Source organism: Streptomyces sp. L-9-10 (assembly GCF_004151105.1).
GTDB lineage: Bacteria > Actinomycetota > Actinomycetes > Streptomycetales > Streptomycetaceae > Streptomyces.
On the sequence record NZ_PHRF01000095.1, the window covers coordinates 126,757 to 144,166 of the forward strand.

Here is a 17,410-nt window from a genome sequence, read left to right on the forward strand (position 1 = left end):
GTCAGAAGAGCGTGCTCTCCTCCGGCGCGGGCAGCTCCTCCAGCAGCTCGGGACCGTTGTTGCGGACGTTGCTGACGGCCGTCGTGACCGGGTACGCCCGCATCAGCCCGGCCGGCGGCGGGGCGAGCAGCCCCCGCAGCTCCTCGGGGTCCGTACGGGCCGGGTCGAGCCAGGCGTCCCAGCGGTCCGGCGTCAGCATCAGCGGCATCCGGGGATGGATCTCAGCCAGCGATCCGGGGCCCTCGGCCGGGGCCACCGCCAGCGGGGTCGCCTCCGCCTCGGTGGTGATCACCGAGCAGGTCACCCACCAGGCCGACGGATGGTCGTCCGGCAGCGTGCGGTCCCGCCAGAACTCGTACAGTCCGGCCATCGCCATGACCGAGCCGTCGGCCGGGGTGACGAAGTACGGCTGCTTGCGGGGCCGCTTCTTCCTGCCCTGCTCCTCCAGCTGCCGCTCGTCGGATCCGGTGACCCACTCGTAGTAGCCGTCGGCCGGGATGATGCAGCGCCGCGAGACGAAGGGCCGCCGGAACGACGGCTTCTCGTGGACGGTCTCGGCACGCGCGTTGATCATCCGTGCCCCGCCCTCGGGCGTCTTGGCCCAGGACGGGACGAGCCCCCACTTGAGTTTCCGCAGCTGGCGGACAGGACCGGGGTCCGCCGCCTCCTTCACGGGGCGTTCCAGAACCGCGTAGACCTCTTTGGTCGGAGCCACGTTCCAGTCGGGGGCGAGGGTCTCCTCGGGCTCCCACTTCTCGATGCCGAAGACTCCCTGAAGGTCCTCGGGCCGACGGCTCGCCGCGTACCTGCCGCACATCCTCAACCGCTCCTCTGGCCTGCGATGGCGCCAGGTTACGCCGAACAGGTGGGGCTTCGCGGGCGCCTCGGCGGACCCGTGGCCCCGGGGACGACTCACCACTTTCCGGCTCACGGGTTTCCGGCTCACAGCTTTCCGGCGGAACCGGTGTGAGGCACGGCGGCGTTTTCCTCCGTAGGACACCTCGGTGCCACACTGCCACGACACCACCGCACCGCACCGCCCCGCCCCACGCACGACCCACGCACGACGCCACCGAGCTGAGGAGCCGCCCGAGCAATGGCCAGCATCGACTCCGCCTCCATCGGCGATCTGTGGGATCGCGTCTTCGGTACCCAACCCGCCCCGGAGCAGTGGCTGGTGGTCGTGACGGCGGTCGTCGCGCTCGCCGCCGTCGTACCGCGTCCGCTCTGGCGGCTCTCCCGCAACGCGATAACCATCGCGCACGAGGGCGGCCACGGGCTGATAGCCCTGGTCACCGGACGCCGGCTCGACGGCATCCGGCTGCACTCGGACACCTCGGGCCTGACCGTCAGCCGGGGCAGGCCGACCGGCCCCGGCATGATCCTCACCGCGGCCGCGGGCTACACCGCCCCGCCGCTGCTCGGTCTCGGCGGCGCCTGGCTGCTCTCCGCGCACCACATCACGCTGCTGCTGTGGCTGGCGACGGCTCTTCTGCTCGCGATGCTGGTGATGATCCGCAACGCGTACGGCGCGCTCACTGTGATCGTCACCGGGGCGGCCTTCCTGCTCATCTCCTGGCTGACCGAACCGGACGTCCAGGCGGCGTTCGCGTACGCCGCGGTCTGGTTTCTGCTCCTCGGGGGCGTACGCCCCGCCTTCGAGCTCCAGTCGAAGCGCCGGCACGGCGGCGCCGGGGACTCCGACGCGGACCAGCTGGCCCGGCTGACGCACACCGCGCCCGCGATGTGGCTGTTCCTCTTCCACGCCGTCTCGCTCTGTTCCCTGATCGGCGGCGGGCGCTGGCTGTTGGGCCTGTGAGACCGACAATTCGGCCTCTCATCCTCCAGCCCTCTTATCACCCTCTGATTACGCCCTGGTTTCTCCGTATTTGATCAGGATCGAGGTCCCTCAAGAACCACTAAAGTATTGGCCATGACCGAAAGCTCCGTGCAGCCCGCCCTCTGGCCCGCCCCCTACGCAAACGGGGCCGTCGAAGCGACGGTCACCGTGCCCGGATCCAAATCGGTCACCAACCGCGGTCTGGTCCTCGCCGCGCTGGCCGCCGAGCCCGGCTGGCTGCGCCGCCCGCTGCGCTCCCGCGACACCCTCCTGATGGCCGACGCGCTGCGGGCCATGGGCGTCGGCATCGAGGAGACCGTGTCGTCGTCCAGTTCCGCCGCCGCTGCCGTGCCGGGTCCGAGCGGCGAGGCGTGGCGGGTGATCCCCTCGGGGCTGCACGGCCCGGCCACCGTCGACGTCGGCAACGCCGGTACGGTGATGCGCTTCCTGCCGCCCGTCGCGACGCTCGCCGACGGCGCCGTCCGCTTCGACGGCGACCCCCGCTCGTACCAGCGTCCGCTGCACAGCGTCATCAACGCCCTGCGCGCGCTGGGCGCCCGTATCGACGACGACGGACGCGGCTCGCTCCCGCTGACCGTGCACGGCGGCGGCGCCCTGGAGGGCGGCGCGGTGGAGATCGACGCCTCCGCGTCCTCCCAGTTCGTCTCGGCGCTGCTGCTCTCGGGCGCGGGCTTCAACCAGGGCGTGGAGGTACGGCACGTGGGCTCCGTACTGCCCTCGCTGCCGCACATCAGGATGACGGTCGACATGCTGCGCGGGGTCGGCGCCCAGGTCGACGAGCCCGAGACCGGTGGTGAGCCGAATGTCTGGCGGGTCTCGGCGGGCGCGCTGCTCGGCCGCGATCTGACCGTGGAGCCCGATCTCTCCAACGCCCAGCCGTTCCTGGCCGCCGCGCTGGTCACCGGTGGCCGGGTGACCGTCCCCGACTGGCCCGAGCGGACCACCCAGCCGGGTGACGCGCTGCGCGAGATCTTCACCGGGATGGGCGGTTCCTGCGAGTTCGCCGAGACGGCCGAGGGCACCAGCCTCACCTTCACGGGCACCGGCCGGATCCATGGAGTCGATCTCGATCTGAGCGAGGTCGGGGAGCTGACCCCCGGCATCGCGGCGGTCGCCGCGCTCGCCGACTCGCCCTCCACCCTGCGGGGCGTGGCGCATCTGCGGCTCCACGAGACGGACCGGCTGGCCGCGCTCACCAAGGAGATCAACGAACTGGGCGGGGACGTCACGGAGACCGCGGACGGACTGCACATCCGCCCGCGCCCGCTGCACGGCGGGGTGTTCCACACGTACGACGACCACCGCATGGCCACGGCGGGTTCGATCATCGGCCTCGCCGTCCGGGGCGTGGAGATCGAGAACGTCGCGACGACCGCCAAGACCCTGCCGGACTTCCCTCGGATGTGGACGGACATGCTCGCGGGAGCGGGAGCCTGACGCGATGCGCCGCTACGGCAAGAACCCCGACGAGGACGACATCCGCCACCGCCCCAACCCCAAGGGCAACCGGCCGCGTACGAACATCCGGCCCAAGCACGAGGACGCGTCGGAGGGCATGGTCCTGACCGTCGACCGGGGCCGGCTGACCTGTCTCGTCGAGGACCGTGTCGTCCTGGCGATGAAGGCGCGCGAACTGGGCCGCAAGGCCGCCGTGGTGGGCGACCAGGTCTTCCTGGTGGGCGATCTGTCGGGCAGGAAGGACACGCTGGCGCGCATCGTACGGATCGAGAAGCGCCGCTCGGTGCTCCGGCGGACGGCGGACGACGACGATCCGTACGAGCGGGTGGTCGTCGCCAACGCCGACCAGCTGGCCGTGGTCACCGCGCTCGCCGACCCCGAGCCGCGCCCCCGGCTGATCGACCGCTGTCTGGTCGCGGCGTACGACGGAGGACTCGAACCGCTGCTCGTGCTGACGAAGTCCGATCTGGCGTCACCGGACGAACTCCTGGAGACCTACCGGGCCCTGGGCATCCGTCATGTCGTCACCCGACGCGACGAACTGGCCAGCGGCCACGCGGCGGACCTCGTACGCGAATATCTCGACGGCCGGGTCACCGCCTTCGTGGGCCACTCGGGTGTCGGCAAGACGACGCTGGTCAACGCGCTGGTCCCGGACGACCGTCACCGGATCACCGGAGACGTCAACGCGGTCACCGGACGCGGCCGGCACACCACCACCTCGGCGCTGGCGCTGCCGCTGGCGAAGGGGGACGGCTGGGTGATCGACACCCCCGGCATCCGGTCCTTCGGACTCCACCATGTCGATCCGTCCCGGGTCATCCTCGCCTTCCCCGATCTGGTGCCGGGGACGGAGGGCTGCCCGCGCGCGTGCAGCCACGACGAACCGGAGTGCGCGCTGGACGCCTGGGTGGCCGAGGGGCACGCCGATCCGGCCCGGCTCTACTCGCTCCGCCGTCTTCTCGCCACGCGGGAGCGGCGCGAAGGTGACTGACTCGCACACGTTTGCCGCCCGCCGGCCCCGGTAAGGGGCATAATCACGCCAGACACCAGGCGGTACCGGGCGGTCACCGACGCGGGGAGGCTCTTACACCATGGCGTGGCTGCTGGTTGTGGTCGCCGGGATTCTGGAAACCGGCTTTGCCGTCTGCCTGAAGCTCTCCCACGGGTTCACCAGGCTCTGGCCGACCATCGCGTTCGCGGCCTTCGCGCTCGGAAGCTTCGGTCTGCTGACGCTCTCGCTGAAGAAGCTCGACGTCGGGCCCGCGTACGCGGTGTGGACGGGCATCGGCGCGGCGGGCACCGCGATCTACGGAATGGTCTTCCTCGGCGATGTGGTGTCCGTACTGAAGCTTGTCTCGATCTCACTGGTGGTCATCGGGGTCATCGGGCTCCAGCTCTCGGGCTCGGCGCACTGAGCGGTGCGCGCGGGGGGACGCGGAGCGGTGCGGTGACGGCCGTGCGGACCAGCGGGCCCACGGACTCGGCGCCGGGCGCGATGAGATGGGCGAGCGCGAGGCGGACGGCCAGCTCACAGCGGTAGAGCAACTCGTCGCGGTCGTACGTGCGTTGCCCGTGATCACGCTGATCTGGATCGCGTCGGCCCTGATCATGGCGGCCCTGATCATGGCGGCCCGGATCTCGCTGTCCCGGCTCGCGCTGGTCCTGGCGCAGCGCCGCCGCCGATCTGTCCCGTACCAGCGCCACCAGATCCGCGGTCCCCGGCGGCCCGGCGTCCGCGCGGCGCTGCGCCGGAACGGCGGACGTGGCGGTGGTCTCGCGCACGGCCGGCGGAGCGGGGAACCACTCCCCCCAGCAGCCGGTGAGCAGCGCGCGCAGCAGCGGTCTGGCGCGCGCCTCGCCGACCGTCCACTCGGCGACGGCCACCAGCCGGTCCGCGGCGGCGGCCCGCTCGCCCAACAGCCGCTCCACACCGCGCAGATAGCGATCGGTCTCCCGCCGCATCAGCGCGCGGGCGAGACCGTCCTTGCCGCCGAACTCGTTGTAGAGGGTCTGCCGGGACACCCCGGCGCCCGACGCCACATCGACCATTCTGATCGCGGACCAGGGCCGCTCGGCGAGCGCCGCGAGAGCGGAGCGGAGCAGGGCTTCACGCGCTGTAGGCATCGTCGCCTCCGGGGCCGTGCGGCTCTGTGCACAGAGTTGACGGGCCCTCGCTCACTGTCAAGGCTGCCCGCGGGCCTTCTCGCCGACCGGGCCCCGTGGCCGGGCGTCCCGCACGATGGATACTGTGACGACCATGCCCGATTACCACGATGACCTGCGTCTCGCCCATGTGCTCGCGGACGCCGCCGACGCCGCGACGATGGACCGGTTCAAGGCTCTGGACCTCAAGGTCGAGACCAAACCGGACATGACTCCGGTGAGTGAGGCCGACAAGGCGGCCGAGGAGCTGATCCGTGGCAATCTCCAGCGGGCGAGGCCGCGTGACGCGATCCTGGGCGAGGAGTACGGCGTCGAGGGCACGGGCCCGCGCCGCTGGGTCATCGACCCCATCGACGGCACCAAGAACTATGTCCGCGGGGTGCCCGTCTGGGCCACGCTGATCTCCCTGATGGTGGCCGCGGAGGGCGGATACGAACCGGTCGTCGGCGTGGTGTCCGCGCCCGCGCTCGCCCGGCGGTGGTGGGCGGCGAAGGGCGGCGGCGCGTATACGGGCCGGAGCCTCTCGTCCGCGACGCGGCTCCGGGTCTCGGACGTCTCCCGCGTCCAGGACGCGTCGTTCGCGTACTCGTCACTGACCGGCTGGGAGGAGCAGGGGCGGCTGGACGGCTTCCTCGACCTGACCCGGGCGTGCTGGCGCACCCGCGGCTATGGCGACTTCTGGCCGTACATGATGGTCGCCGAGGGCTCGGTGGACATCTGCGCGGAGCCGGAACTGTCCCTCTGGGACATGGCGGCGCCGGCGATCGTCGTCCAGGAGGCGGGCGGCCACTTCACCGGCCTCGACGGCAGCCCCGGCCCCCACAGCGGCAACGCGGCGGCGTCGAACGGCATCCTCCACGAAGAACTCCTGGGCTATCTCAACCAGCGCTATTGATTTTTTCGCGCGCCCCGGGTTCCGCGTCGGGCGCCCCCTTGTTCACTCCGCGCAACAGTGTCACTCTAAGAGTTCCCCCACTTGTGAACTTGTGAATCGTTTCTCCAGGGTCTTCCCGATCCGCTCGGCCCCCAAGGGACCTGGGAAAACGGTTCACCGAGGAGGTGACTCCATCCATGCTCGTCCGTGACGCCATGAGTTCGGTGGTCCTGACCATCGGGCCCACGCATACGCTTCGCCAGGCGGCCCGGCTGATGTCGGCACGCCGCGTCGGCGCCGCAGTCGTCCTCGATCCCGACCACTGCGGCATCGGCATCCTCACCGAGCGCGACATCCTCAACTCGCTCGGTGCGGGCGAGAGCCCCGATTCCGAGACCGCCTGCACCCACACCACCACGTCCGTCGTCTTCGCCTCGCCCGCCTGGACGCTGGAGGAAGCGGCCGCCGCCATGTCCAGCGGCGGGTTCCGCCACCTGATCGTGCTCGATGAGCACGAACCGGTCGGCATCGTCTCCGTACGCGACATCATCCGCTGCTGGGCTCCGGCCCGGCGGGACGCGGCGGTACTGGCCGGGGCCTGAGGTCCCGGGACGGCGTCAGGGGCCGGATCCCGCAGGACCCGGCCCCTGACGTCTCGGCGCGAGAGGCTGTCAGCCGCGAAGGGCCTGGACCGCGGCCTCCAGTCGCTTGCCGAAGTCACCGTCCGCCTGGCGGAAGTTGTTCACCGCGCGCTCGGCGATGTCGTCGCGCGAGACCTGGGAGATGAACCCGGCGAGGTTGTCGATCAGCCGGCCCTTCTCGTCCTCGGACATCAGCCGGTACAGGTTGCCCGCCTGCACGAAGTCAGTGTCCTCGGCGTGGCTCGGGGCCTCGTGGTTGCCGGTGCCGCCGGCGACCGGGACGGACTGCCACAGCGGCTTGTCCGTCTGGAAGGAGCCGCCGAAGCTGTTCGGCTCGTAGTTCTTGGCGCCCTTGTGACGGCCGTCGTACAGGAAGCCGTCACGGCTGTTCGTCCGCGCCTCGGTGGCGTGCGGGCGGTTCACCGGCAGGTGGTCGGCGTTGATGCCGACGCGGTAGCGGTGGGCGTCGCCGTACGCGAACAGACGGCCCTGGAGCATCTTGTCCGGGGAGGGACCGATGCCCGGCACGAAGTGGGCCGGCGAGAAGATGGACTGCTCGACCTCCGCGAAGATGTTCTCCGGGTTGCGGTTGAGCTCCAGCTTGCCGATCTCGATCGGCGGGTAGTCCTCGTGCGGCCAGACCTTGGTCAGGTCGAACGGGTTGAAGCGGTACGCGGCCGCCTCGGCGGCCGGCATGACCTGGATCTGCACCGTCCAGGACGGGAAGTCACCGCGCTCGATGGCCTCGCGCAGGTCGCGCTGGTGGCTGTCCGGATCCTGGCCCGCGAGCACCGCGGCCTCTTCCGAGGTGAGGTTCTTGATGCCCTGGTCGGTCTTGAAGTGGTACTTGACCCAGAAGACCTCGCCGGCCTCGTTGTTCCACTGGTACGTGTGCGAGCCGTACCCGTTCATGTGACGGAGCGTGGCCGGGATACCGCGGTCACCGAACAGCCAGGTCACCTGGTGGGTGGACTCGGGCGACAGACCCCAGAAGTCCCAGACGTTGTCCGCCTCCTGCGAGCCGGTGTACGGGTCGCGCTTCTGGGTGTGGATGAAGTCGGGGAACTTGATGGCGTCCTTGATGAAGAACACCGGGGTGTTGTTGCCGACGAGGTCGTAATTGCCCTCTTCGGTGTAGAACTTGAGCGCGAAGCCGCGCGGGTCGCGCACCGCGTCCGCCGAGCCCAGGTTGCCGGCGACGGTGGAGAAGCGCAGGAACGTCTCCGTCTGCTTGCCGACCTCGGAGAGGAACTTCGCCCGCGTCCACTGCGAGACGTCGCGGGTCAGCGTGAACGTGCCGTACGCGCCGGCGCCGCGCGCGTGCACGATGCGCTCCGGGATGCGCTCACGGTTGAAGTGCGCGAGCTTCTCCAGCAGAGCCTGGTCCTGGACCAGAACGGGACCACCGACGCCCGCGGTCTCGCTGTTCTGGTTGTCGGCGACCGGAGCCCCGGCCTCCGTGGTGAGCGGTCCCTGCGTCACGTGCGCCTCCTGCGTCATTACTGCGTGATCCTGTCCCTTGGCGGGTGCCGGTTCCGATCCTACGATGGACTTTGTCTAAGTCAAGCAGCTATCCAAAGTCACACACGTTCGGGACCTGGGTCCCTTCACTGTTAGGCTGGTCCCATGAGTGACCTGTTGGAACGACTTCGCGAACGCGGCTGGCGCATGACGGCCCAGCGGCGCGTGGTGGCCGAGGTCCTCGACGGGGACCATGTGCATCTGACCGCCGACGAGGTGCACGCGCGCGCCGTCGCCAGACTTCCGGAGATCTCCCGGGCCACCGTCTACAACACCTTGGGCGAGATGGTGACGCTCGGTGAAGTGATCGAGGTGTCCACGGACCGCCGGGCCAAGCGGTACGACCCGAACGCGCACCGGCCGCACCACCACCTGGTCTGCGCGCACTGCGGCGCCATACGCGATGTCCATCCGTCGGGCGATCCGCTGGCCGATCTGCCGGACGGGGAGCGCTTCGGGTTCACGATCTCGGGTGTCGAAGTGACGTACCGGGGCACCTGCCCGAACTGCGCGTCCGCGTAACCCCCAAACGCCTCTCATTACGTCGTCGCTTCACGAAGGGCCCGGCAGCTCACCGCCGCCGGGCCCTTCGTCGTATCGCTCGCCGTCGTACCATTCGCCGCGGCCGAGCCGGAGGCGCGAACGCCGGAGGCCCGGATCTCTTTCGAGATCCGGGCCTCCGGTTTCAGTAGCGGGGACAGGATTTGAACCTGCGACCTCTGGGTTATGAGCCCAGCGAGCTACCGAGCTGCTCCACCCCGCGGCGATGAACGCAACATTACGTCACGCCACCGACCAGAGCAAATCCCTTACCGCGCGCCCCGCATCCTCACGCGGTGAGTTCTTGGTGGAGCGCCTCGCGCAGCCGGGCCGCGCGCTCCGCGACCTCGGCGGGGCCCAGTTCGACGGCGCGCGCGCACCACCGCTGGCCCTCGGTCAGCTCGCCCCGGCGCGCGGCGAGCAGCGCCAGGCGCAGGGCGGCCCGGCCGTGCCCGGCCTGCGCGGCCCTGGTCCACCACAGCGCCGCCTCCCGCTCGCCGCCCTCGCGGGCGAGCAGCAGCCCGAGGTTGAAGGCGCCGTTGCGGCTGCCCGCCTCCGCCGCCTCCCGGTACCAGCGGGCCGCGTCGGCGATGTCCCCGCGGCCGGCGGCGAGCATGCCGACCCGCACCTGGGCGCGCCGGTGGCCCTGCTCGGCCGCGCGCTCGTACCACTGCTCGCACTCGGTCTTCACGCCGTGCGGCTCACCGAGCGCGGGCGCCGCGGGCGGCGGGCGGCGCGAGTCGAGGACCGTGGCCAGCCGGAAGGCCGCCTCGGCGCTGCCGCCGCCGGCGGCGCAGCGCAGATGGCGCTCGGCCGACCGCTCGTCGCCGTCCCTGAGGCAGGCGATACCGACCTGGAGAGCCGCTTCCGTATGACCGGCCGCCGCCGCGCGCTCGTACCAGCGCAGGGCCGCGCCGTCCTCGTCGCGTCCCGCGTGGAGGATGCCGAGGTTGAACGCGGCGTCCACGCTGCCCGCCTCGGCGGCCTTGGAGAACCAGGGCTCGGCGCCGGTCGGGTCGTCGGCCTGGAGCAGCAGGACGGCAAGGGCGTTGGCGGCCTCGCGATGGCCCGCGTAGGCGGCGCGGCGGTACCACTGCTCGGCCTGGACAGTACGGTCCTGGGCGGCGCAGAGCAGCCCCAGGTTGTATGCCCCGTTGACATCGCCCGCGTCCATGGCGGCGCGGTACCAGCGCTCGGCGGTCTGCTGTTCGCCGCGCGCGGCGTGCAGCGCGCCGAGGGCGTTGGCCGCGTTCCCGTCGCCCTCCTGCGCGGCGCGCAGCCACCAGATGGCGGCGCTCTCCTCGTCGCCCGCGTCGCGCAGCAGAAAGCCGAGGGCGCAGGCGGCCCGCGCCTCGCCGTCCTTGGCGGAGGTCAGATACCAGCGGCCGGCCTCTTTCAGCTCGCCCCGCTTCTCCAGGATCGCGCCGAGGTACAGCGCGGCCCGGCGGTGGCCGCGGGCGGCGGCCTGCCGGTACCACTGCGCGGCCTCGGTGATGAGTGACGGCCCGTCGACAGCTCCCCCCGCGGTGCCGGTGGCTCCCGGGCCGGTGCCGGTGTCCTCGCGCGGGCCCGCGCCGGTGCCCGGACGGCGTCGGCCGCCCGAGGTCGGGGGGCCGGTACCGCTGCGGTAGACCGCGTCGGCGCCCGGGGGCACCGCCTCGCCCGCCCGTACCTCCAGGGCGCGGGCGAGACGGTACGCAGCCTCGCGGTGCCCCTGCTCGGCGGCGGCGCGCAGCCAGCGCTCGGCCCCGACGTCGCTGCGGTGCTCCAGCAGATCGGCGAGGGCGTACGCGCCCAGCGCGTGGCCCTGCTCGGCGGACTGGCGCAGCCAGTACTCGGCGGCGGGCTCGTCGCCCAGCTCGCGGTAGTGCCGTCCCAGCGCGTGGGCGGCGGCGGCGGATCCTGCGACGGCGGCGACCCGCCACCAGCCGGCCGCCTCGTCGACATAGCCCCGCTGGTGGAGCAGGACGCCCAGGTTGTTGGCGGCGGCGCGTTCGCCCTCGGCGGTCGCGGCACGCAGATAGGGCTCGGCGGCGTCGAGATCACCGCGGCGCAGCAGCATGGCGCCGAGGACGCTCATCGACGCGGTGTCGCCCGCGTCGGCGGCGCGCCGGTGGCGCTGCTCGGTCTCGGCGTCGACAGCGGACTCGGCGGATCCCGCCGCGCCGCTCTCGGCCCGGACGTCATCCTCTACGTATCGCTGCACATACCGCCCTGTCTCCAACAGAGTTGTCCTATCCCCCATATTTTCCATCGTCGCACCACTGACCACCCGCGTACAGCCGGTATACGGCGGCCGGTGGTCACTTCAGCGTTTTGTCGACATGCCCACAGAGAGACAAGTCAAACACGCTCACGGTCAACTCGCGGGACCTGAGACACAGTTGGCACTCGTGGCGCGGCGCGCATGGCGAGGGCCCGGATCCTTGTAAGGATCCGGGCCCTCGACTTCGCGTAGCGGGGACAGGATTTGAACCTGCGACCTCTGGGTTATGAGCCCAGCGAGCTACCGAGCTGCTCCACCCCGCGTCGTTGTGTCCCAACCGTACCACGGGGTGGAGTGCCTTCCGCTCAGCCGCTGTTGTCACCGCCGGTGCCGCTGTCTCCGCCGTTTCCGCTGGTCGAGCCGGATCCGGCGTCGGCGTCGGCGGCCCGCTGCAGGGCGTCCTGGAGCGCCTCCTGGGCCTTGCCGTACGCCGTCCAGTCCTGCTTCGCCAGCGCCGCCTCACCGTCCTCGTACGCCTTCTGGGCGTCCGCGATGGCCTGTTGCAGCGCCTTGTCGCCGGTGGCCGGCGGCTTGGTGGGCTCGCCCGGTGGCGGCGGGGTCGTGGGCGGCGGTGAACTCTCCGCCCCGAACACCGCGTTGAGCGCCTCGGGGAGGCTGTCCTTGAAGACGGGCTTGCCGCCGTAGGAGACCGCCACCTTCTTCAGCAGCGGATAGTTCGCGCTGCCACCGCGCGCGTACACCGGCTCGATGTACAGGAAGCCTCCGTCGAGCGGGACCGTCAGGAGGTTGCCGTACTCGATGTCCGAGTCGGTGCCTCTCAGGTTCCTGACGAACTCGGCGACCTCCGGCACACCGTTCAGCTCACTCTGTACCTGCTGCGGGCCCTGCACGGTGGACGTCACTCTCAGGACTCTGATCTTGCCGAAGTCCGAACTGGTCGCATCGGCGTCCACCGCCATGAACGCCCCCAGGTTGGGACGTCCGTTGGGCGTGAAGGTGGTGGTCAGCGAGAACTTCTGCTGGTCCTCGCCGGGCATCTTCAGGCTCAGGTAGTACGGCGGGACGGAGTTGCTGTCCTTGTTGGTCGGATCGTCCGGCACCTGCCACGCGTCACTGCCGCTGTAGAACTGCGCGGGGTCCGTGACGTGGTAGCGGGTGAGCAGCTCGCGCTGCACCTTGAACATGTCCTGCGGGTAGCGCAGATGGGACAGCAGGTCGGGCTTGATGTCGGCCTTCGGCTGCACCGTGCCGGGGAAGGCCTTCATCCAGGTCTTGAGCACCGGGTCCTTGGTGTCCCACTCGTACAGCTTGACCGTGCCGTCGTAGGCGTCGACGGTGGCCTTCACCGAGTTCCGGATGTAGTTGACCTGGTTCTGCTGCGCGACCACCGCGCGCTGGCTGTCGGTCAGCGAGTCGGCCGTGGTGTCGCCGAGCGTCGTACGGGACGCGTACGGATAGCCGTTCGTCGTGGTGTACGCGTCGACGATCCACTGGATACGGCCGCCGACCACGGCGGGATAGGCGTCCCCGTCGATGGTCAGCCAGGGCGCGACGGCCTCGACGCGCTCCTTGGGCGTGCGGTTGTAGAGAATCCGCGAGCCGTCGCCGATGGCGCCGGAGTAGAGCATCTGGGGCTCGCTGAAGGCCACGGCGTACGCCGCGCGGTTCAGCGGGTTGGAGAGATCGACTCCGCTCTTGCCCTTGTAGCTCGTCGTCCGCTCGCCGTTCTTCTCGTAGTCCAGCTCCTTCTGGGGGCCGCCCACGATCGAGTACTGCTCGGTCTTCTCGCCGTAGTAGACGCGCTGCTCGTATGTGCCGAGCTGGCCGGTCGTCGGCAGGCCGGACTCGGTGAAGTCCGGGGCGCCGATGGTGCCGTCGTTCTCGTCCGTCACCGTGTTCGTGCCCTTGGACGCGATCACGCCGTACCCATGGGTGTACGTGAAGTGATCGTTGATCCAGTTGCGCTTGGGGATACCGGTGATGTTCAGCTCGCGCAGACCGACGACCGTGTCCTGCGGCTTTCCGTCGGGGCCGGTGTACCGGTCGACGTCCAGCGTGGCGGGGAACTGGTAGTACTTACGCTCCTGCTGGAGCTGCTGGAACGCGGGCGAGACCACATTGGGGTCGACCAGCCGGTAACTGGCGGCGGTGTCGGCCGCCTTGCGCTGCTCGGCCTTCTTGTCCGGGTCGCCCTTGCCGCCGTAGTCCTGCACATCGGCGCTGTCGATGCCGTACGCCTGACGCGTGGCGTCGATGTTCTTCTTGATGTACGGCGATTCCTTGGCCTGCTCGTTCGGCTGGACCTGGAACTTCTGCACGATCGCCGGGTAGAGGCCGCCGATGAGGATCGCCGACAGCACCATCAGACCGAAACCGATCACCGGCAGCTGCCACGTACGGCGCCAGAGCGTCGCGAAGAACAGCAGGGCGCAGATGACGGCGATGCAGAAGAGGATCGTCTTCGCCGGAAGGTAGGCGTTGGCGTCGACGAACCGCAGGCCCGTCCAGTTGCCCGCCGCCTTGAAGTCGCTGGACTTCACGGCGAGCCCGTACCGGTCGAGCCAGTACGCCACGGCCTTCAGCGAGACGAAGACACCGAGCAGCACCGACAGATGGCCGGTGGCGGCGGCGGTGGCCCGCGCGCCGGGGCTGGTGATCCGCAGCCCGCCGTACAGGTAGTGGGTCAGCGCGGCGGCGATCAGCGACAGCACCGTGGCCGCGAAGCCGAAGGCCAGCATGAAGCGGTACCAGGGAAGATCGAACGCGTAGAACGACACGTCCATCTTGAACTGGGGATCCTTCTGGCCGAAGGCCACCCCGTTCACCCACATCAGCCACGTACGCCACTGTCCCGCGGCGGAGGCCCCGGAGATCAGCCCGACGAGCGCGGTGATCGCGAGGAGCACCCACTTCTTGTACGGGGCGATCCCCATCCGGTACCGGTCGAGGTTCTGCTGCTCCATCGACATCGCGCTGAGCGGCGGCCGCAGCCGGTGCGCCAGCCAGATGTTGAGGCCGACGGCGCCGGCCATCAGCAGCCCGAAGACCGCGAACAGGCCGATCTTGGTCCAGAGCGTGGTGGTGAACACCGAGGAGTACTTCACCGAGCGGTACCAGAGCCAGTCGGTCCAGAACCCGGCGAACATGACGAAGAGCATGGCCAGTACGGCCAGCACGCCCAAGGTCATGAGCAGGGTCCGGACCCGCCGAGAGGGCCGGCCCACTCTCATCCGTGGCCCGGCTGGGCCTCCGCCGCGGTCCGGCATCTGGAAAGCCAACGTGCGCACCTCTAAGTTCGCGGTCGTGTGATTCAGCGTGTGAAAAGCGGGCCCCGCGATCGTAGAGCCCACTCATGCAACTTACTGAGGCTTTACCTAGTTCCCGTACCCGGGTCCGAAGGAGGCAGGATGTTGGCCATGTCCAACGTCTCTCCCTCAGGTACACCCATGGCCGCGAGCCCGCTGACCCGCGCGGTGCTCGAAATCGACGAGTACGCCTCCGGGCTCGGCTGGGACCAGCCGGCCAGGCTCTTCGCGCTCGTCGACACCGCGCGGCTGCGCACCGACGAACCGGAGCTCGCGGCTCAGCTGGGTCTCGACGACGCCGGGTCCGTCGCGCCCCTCACCCCTGTCGAGCAGGACGAGATCCCGTCCGGCACCCCGCTGGACGAGTTCCTCGGCACCATCGCGTGGCCCGGGGCGGTGGCGGGCTGCGCGATGACGGTCGAGCGGCTGATGCTGCCGCCGTCCGCGGAGGCGTCCGTACCGGAGGGCCTCGACGAGGCGGGACTCGCCTCGTGGGTCTCCGCCCACCCGGAGCGCCAGGAGGTACGGATGACCGTCGCCGTGCTGCGTGACGGCGCCAGGGAATCGGCGCTGCGGCTGCGCGAGAAGGACTCTCCGAACGAGGTCCTCACCGGCTCGGGGCTGGTCCCGGGGCTGGCCGAGGCCCTCGCCGCCACGTTCGAGTCGTAACCGATTCGAGTCGTAACCGACTCCTTATCCGGGCGCTCGGTCCAGGCGCTCGATCCGGGCTCTCGTCCCCAGGGGCACGGCCGGTCAGCTCGCCGAACAGCTCGGCAGGCCGGCCGTGTCCCCGGCGCGGATCTTGTCCAGGGACTTCGTGGCGTCCGCGATGGTCTTCACCCTGATCAGCGTCAGGCCGCTGGGGATGTCGGAGACCGCCGCCGCGCAGTTCTGGTCCGGTGTGAGGAAGTACTCGGCGCCCGCGGCGCGCGCGCCGACGAGCTTCATCTCGATGCCACCGATCGGGCCGACCGCGCCCTTGTCGTCGATCGTGCCCGTACCGGCGACGAACTTGCCGCCCGTCAGTGGGCCGGGGGTGAGCTTGTCGACGAGGCCGAGGGAGAACATCAGCCCGGCGCTCGGTCCGCCCACGTCGGCCAGCTTGATGTCCATCGTGAACGGGAACGTGTGGGCGGTCCCGGCCTGGATGCCGACGATCGCCCGGCCGCCGTCAGGGGACTTCGCCGTGGTGATCGTGACCTTCTCGCCGCCCTCGGGCTCCTTGCGCGCCTTCTCGGCCGCCTTCGCCTCGTCGGCGGGGACGATGGTGAAGGAGACGTCCTCGCCCGGCTGGTGCTTGGTGACGAGCTTCGCGACGTCCTGCGGCTCGTTGACCGCCGTACCGTCCACGGCCTTGATCACATCACCGGCGTGCAGTGTGCCCTCGGAGGGGCTGCCCTTGACCACGGAGGAGACGATGATCCGCGACGACACCGGGATGTTCAGCTCACGCAACGCGGCGACCTTGGCGCTCTCCTGGGACTGGCTGAACTCTTCGGCGTTCTCCTGTGTGGACTGCTCTTCCGTCTTGCCGTCCGGGTACAGGGTGTCGTGCGGCACCACCACGTTGTCGTGGGCCAGCCAGCCGTAGACCGCTTCGACGATGTTCATGTTGTAATCCGCGCCGGTGACCCTGACCGTCGTCATATTGAGATGACCCGAGGTCGGATACGTCTTGCGGCCGGAGATCTGGAGTACGGGCTCACCGCCCGCGTCGCCGAGTGTGTTCACCGTCGGCCCGGGGCTCATCTCCGAATACGGGACTTTGATCAGCACGCCTGCGCAGAGCAGCGCGATGAGGACGAGGGTGGAGGCGAGCATCGTCGCGGTGCGGCGTGGCATGGAACGACAGTACGGGAAGGGTCTGTCAGTGCACCCCTGGGGCCGGTCCGTCCGGGGCGGGGCCCTGGGGCCGGTCCGTACGGGGCGGCGGGCGGCGGGGCCGCGCGACGACGACGTACGGACCGCGACGACGTCAGACAGCGTCGGACCCGGCGGAAACCGAGCCGGAGGGTGCCTTCTCCATCGCGTCACGGAACCGGGCGTAGCCGTTGAGCTCGGCTATGTCCCCGATCGTGCGGTCCCTGGAGACCCAGCTTCCCCATATACCCGCGCCTATGGCGGCGAAGAGTGGAATCAAGAGCCAGACAAGTGCGGCCATTTCGTTCTCCCGACCTCAAGTGAGCGTCTGTGACTGACCGATCAGCAGATAACCATCTGCTGATTCAACGCTGCTGGTCGGGGTGCGGTTACGCAAATCGGGCCCTAGGGGTACTGACCGGGTTTCAGACGACACCGGTCGAGCAAAGCGCGCGTGCGGTCCTGCCTCAGGCGCCGACCCATTCCTCCGTGCCGTCCGAGAATTTCTGGTGCTTCCAGATCGGGACCTCGTGTTTCAGGTCGTCGATCAGCTTCCGGCAGGCCTCGAACGCCTCCCCCCGGTGCTGGCAGGAGACCGCCACGACGACCGCCAGATCTCCGACCGCCAGATCACCCACACGGTGGACAGCGGCCAGCGCGCGCACGGGATAGTCGGCGACGACCTTCTCGGCGACGCGTCGCAGCTCCGCCTCGGCCGTGGGATGACTGGAATAGCCGAGGCTGTCCACGTCGGCGCCGCCGTCGTGGTCGCGGACCGTGCCGACGAAGAGCGCGGTGCCGCCGGCCGCGTCGTCGCCGACCGCGCGGAAGACCTCGTCGACGGTCAGCGGGGTGTCGCGTATCGCCAGCAGCCGGATCGGGTGCCGCGCCGCCTGCTCGCCCGGGTGGGAATGCGTGCTCGCCATGAACCCATCGTGCCGTACGGCACCGACATCG

At 70.1% G+C, this 17,410-nt stretch carries 16 protein-coding genes and 2 tRNA genes; 8 read left to right on the top strand and 10 right to left on the bottom strand.

The features are described 5' to 3' along the window. Position 1: 1 nt before the first annotated feature. On the bottom strand, positions 2-817 hold the full coding sequence (locus tag CU044_RS21930) for an SOS response-associated peptidase (RefSeq protein WP_129770426.1): 816 nt from the start codon (positions 815-817) through the stop codon (positions 2-4). 288 nt (positions 818-1,105) lie between these two features. Here CU044_RS21930 and CU044_RS21935 point away from each other — a divergent pair, with 288 nt between their 5' ends. The 4 genes from CU044_RS21935 to CU044_RS21950 all read left to right on the top strand — a co-directional run bounded on the left by CU044_RS21935 (position 1,106) and on the right by CU044_RS21950 (position 4,737). Continuing rightward, positions 1,106-1,819, top strand: a complete 714-nt coding sequence (locus tag CU044_RS21935; RefSeq protein WP_129770892.1) for a M50 family metallopeptidase — start codon at positions 1,106-1,108, stop codon at positions 1,817-1,819. Between the two features lie 114 nt (positions 1,820-1,933). Continuing rightward, complete coding sequence (gene aroA / locus CU044_RS21940) at positions 1,934-3,298, top strand: 3-phosphoshikimate 1-carboxyvinyltransferase (protein ID WP_129770427.1); 1,365 nt, start codon at positions 1,934-1,936, stop codon at positions 3,296-3,298. Positions 3,299-3,302: 4 nt separating this feature from the next. Beyond that, a complete protein-coding gene (gene rsgA / locus CU044_RS21945; RefSeq protein WP_129770428.1) occupies positions 3,303-4,313 on the top strand; it encodes a ribosome small subunit-dependent GTPase A in 1,011 nt (336 codons plus the stop codon). Positions 4,314-4,413: 100 nt separating this feature from the next. After that, positions 4,414-4,737, top strand: a complete 324-nt coding sequence (locus CU044_RS21950; protein WP_129770429.1) for a multidrug efflux SMR transporter — start codon at positions 4,414-4,416, stop codon at positions 4,735-4,737. On the opposite strand, the gene CU044_RS21955 is transcribed toward CU044_RS21950, so the two are convergent. After that, positions 4,703-5,446, bottom strand: coding sequence for a TetR family transcriptional regulator (locus CU044_RS21955; RefSeq protein ID WP_129770430.1), 744 nt, complete (start codon positions 5,444-5,446; stop codon positions 4,703-4,705). The two genes, CU044_RS21950 and CU044_RS21955, sit on opposite strands and share 35 nt — an antisense overlap. 133 nt (positions 5,447-5,579) lie before the next feature. Between CU044_RS21955 and hisN the strand changes: the two genes are divergently transcribed. Then, positions 5,580-6,380 carry a histidinol-phosphatase gene (hisN, locus tag CU044_RS21960; protein ID WP_129770431.1) on the top strand — a complete coding sequence of 267 codons (801 nt, stop codon included), beginning with the start codon at positions 5,580-5,582 and terminating at the stop codon, positions 6,378-6,380. 176 nt (positions 6,381-6,556) lie between these two features. Further along, on the top strand, positions 6,557-6,961 hold the full coding sequence (locus CU044_RS21965) for a CBS domain-containing protein (RefSeq protein WP_129770432.1): 405 nt from the start codon (positions 6,557-6,559) through the stop codon (positions 6,959-6,961). 69 nt (positions 6,962-7,030) lie between these two features. On the opposite strand, the gene CU044_RS21970 is transcribed toward CU044_RS21965, so the two are convergent. Further along, entirely contained in the window at positions 7,031-8,482 is a 1,452-nt protein-coding gene (locus CU044_RS21970; RefSeq protein WP_193564037.1) for a catalase, read from the bottom strand. 144 nt (positions 8,483-8,626) lie between these two features. Between CU044_RS21970 and CU044_RS21975 the strand changes: the two genes are divergently transcribed. Continuing rightward, positions 8,627-9,043 carry a Fur family transcriptional regulator gene (locus CU044_RS21975; protein ID WP_129770434.1) on the top strand — a complete coding sequence of 139 codons (417 nt, stop codon included), beginning with the start codon at positions 8,627-8,629 and terminating at the stop codon, positions 9,041-9,043. Between the two features lie 167 nt (positions 9,044-9,210). Here the strand turns inward: CU044_RS21975 and CU044_RS21980 are convergent. From CU044_RS21980 to CU044_RS21995, 4 genes are all read right to left on the bottom strand, one after another. Next, positions 9,211-9,284 (bottom strand) — tRNA-Met (locus CU044_RS21980). Between the two features lie 66 nt (positions 9,285-9,350). Beyond that, positions 9,351-11,315, bottom strand: coding sequence for a tetratricopeptide repeat protein (locus tag CU044_RS21985; protein WP_129770435.1), 1,965 nt, complete (start codon positions 11,313-11,315; stop codon positions 9,351-9,353). A 201-nt stretch (positions 11,316-11,516) separates the two neighbouring features. Then, positions 11,517-11,590 (bottom strand) — tRNA-Met (locus CU044_RS21990). 42 nt (positions 11,591-11,632) lie between these two features. After that, positions 11,633-14,554 carry a UPF0182 family protein gene (locus tag CU044_RS21995; RefSeq protein WP_193564055.1) on the bottom strand — a complete coding sequence of 974 codons (2,922 nt, stop codon included), beginning with the start codon at positions 14,552-14,554 and terminating at the stop codon, positions 11,633-11,635. A 141-nt stretch (positions 14,555-14,695) separates the two neighbouring features. Between CU044_RS21995 and CU044_RS22000 the strand changes: the two genes are divergently transcribed. Next, complete coding sequence (locus CU044_RS22000) at positions 14,696-15,262, top strand: PPA1309 family protein (protein WP_240045765.1); 567 nt, start codon at positions 14,696-14,698, stop codon at positions 15,260-15,262. 84 nt (positions 15,263-15,346) lie between these two features. On the opposite strand, the gene CU044_RS22005 is transcribed toward CU044_RS22000, so the two are convergent. The 3 genes from CU044_RS22005 to CU044_RS22015 all read right to left on the bottom strand — a co-directional run bounded on the left by CU044_RS22005 (position 15,347) and on the right by CU044_RS22015 (position 17,379). Then, positions 15,347-16,435: a PDZ domain-containing protein gene (locus tag CU044_RS22005; protein WP_129770438.1), complete on the bottom strand. Its 1,089-nt coding sequence runs from the start codon at positions 16,433-16,435 to the stop codon at positions 15,347-15,349. Between the two features lie 133 nt (positions 16,436-16,568). Beyond that, positions 16,569-16,754: a hypothetical protein gene (locus CU044_RS22010; protein WP_129770439.1), complete on the bottom strand. Its 186-nt coding sequence runs from the start codon at positions 16,752-16,754 to the stop codon at positions 16,569-16,571. A gap of 166 nt (positions 16,755-16,920) precedes the next feature. Continuing rightward, positions 16,921-17,379: a molybdenum cofactor biosynthesis protein MoaE gene (locus tag CU044_RS22015; protein ID WP_129770440.1), complete on the bottom strand. Its 459-nt coding sequence runs from the start codon at positions 17,377-17,379 to the stop codon at positions 16,921-16,923. Positions 17,380-17,410 lie beyond the last annotated feature (31 nt).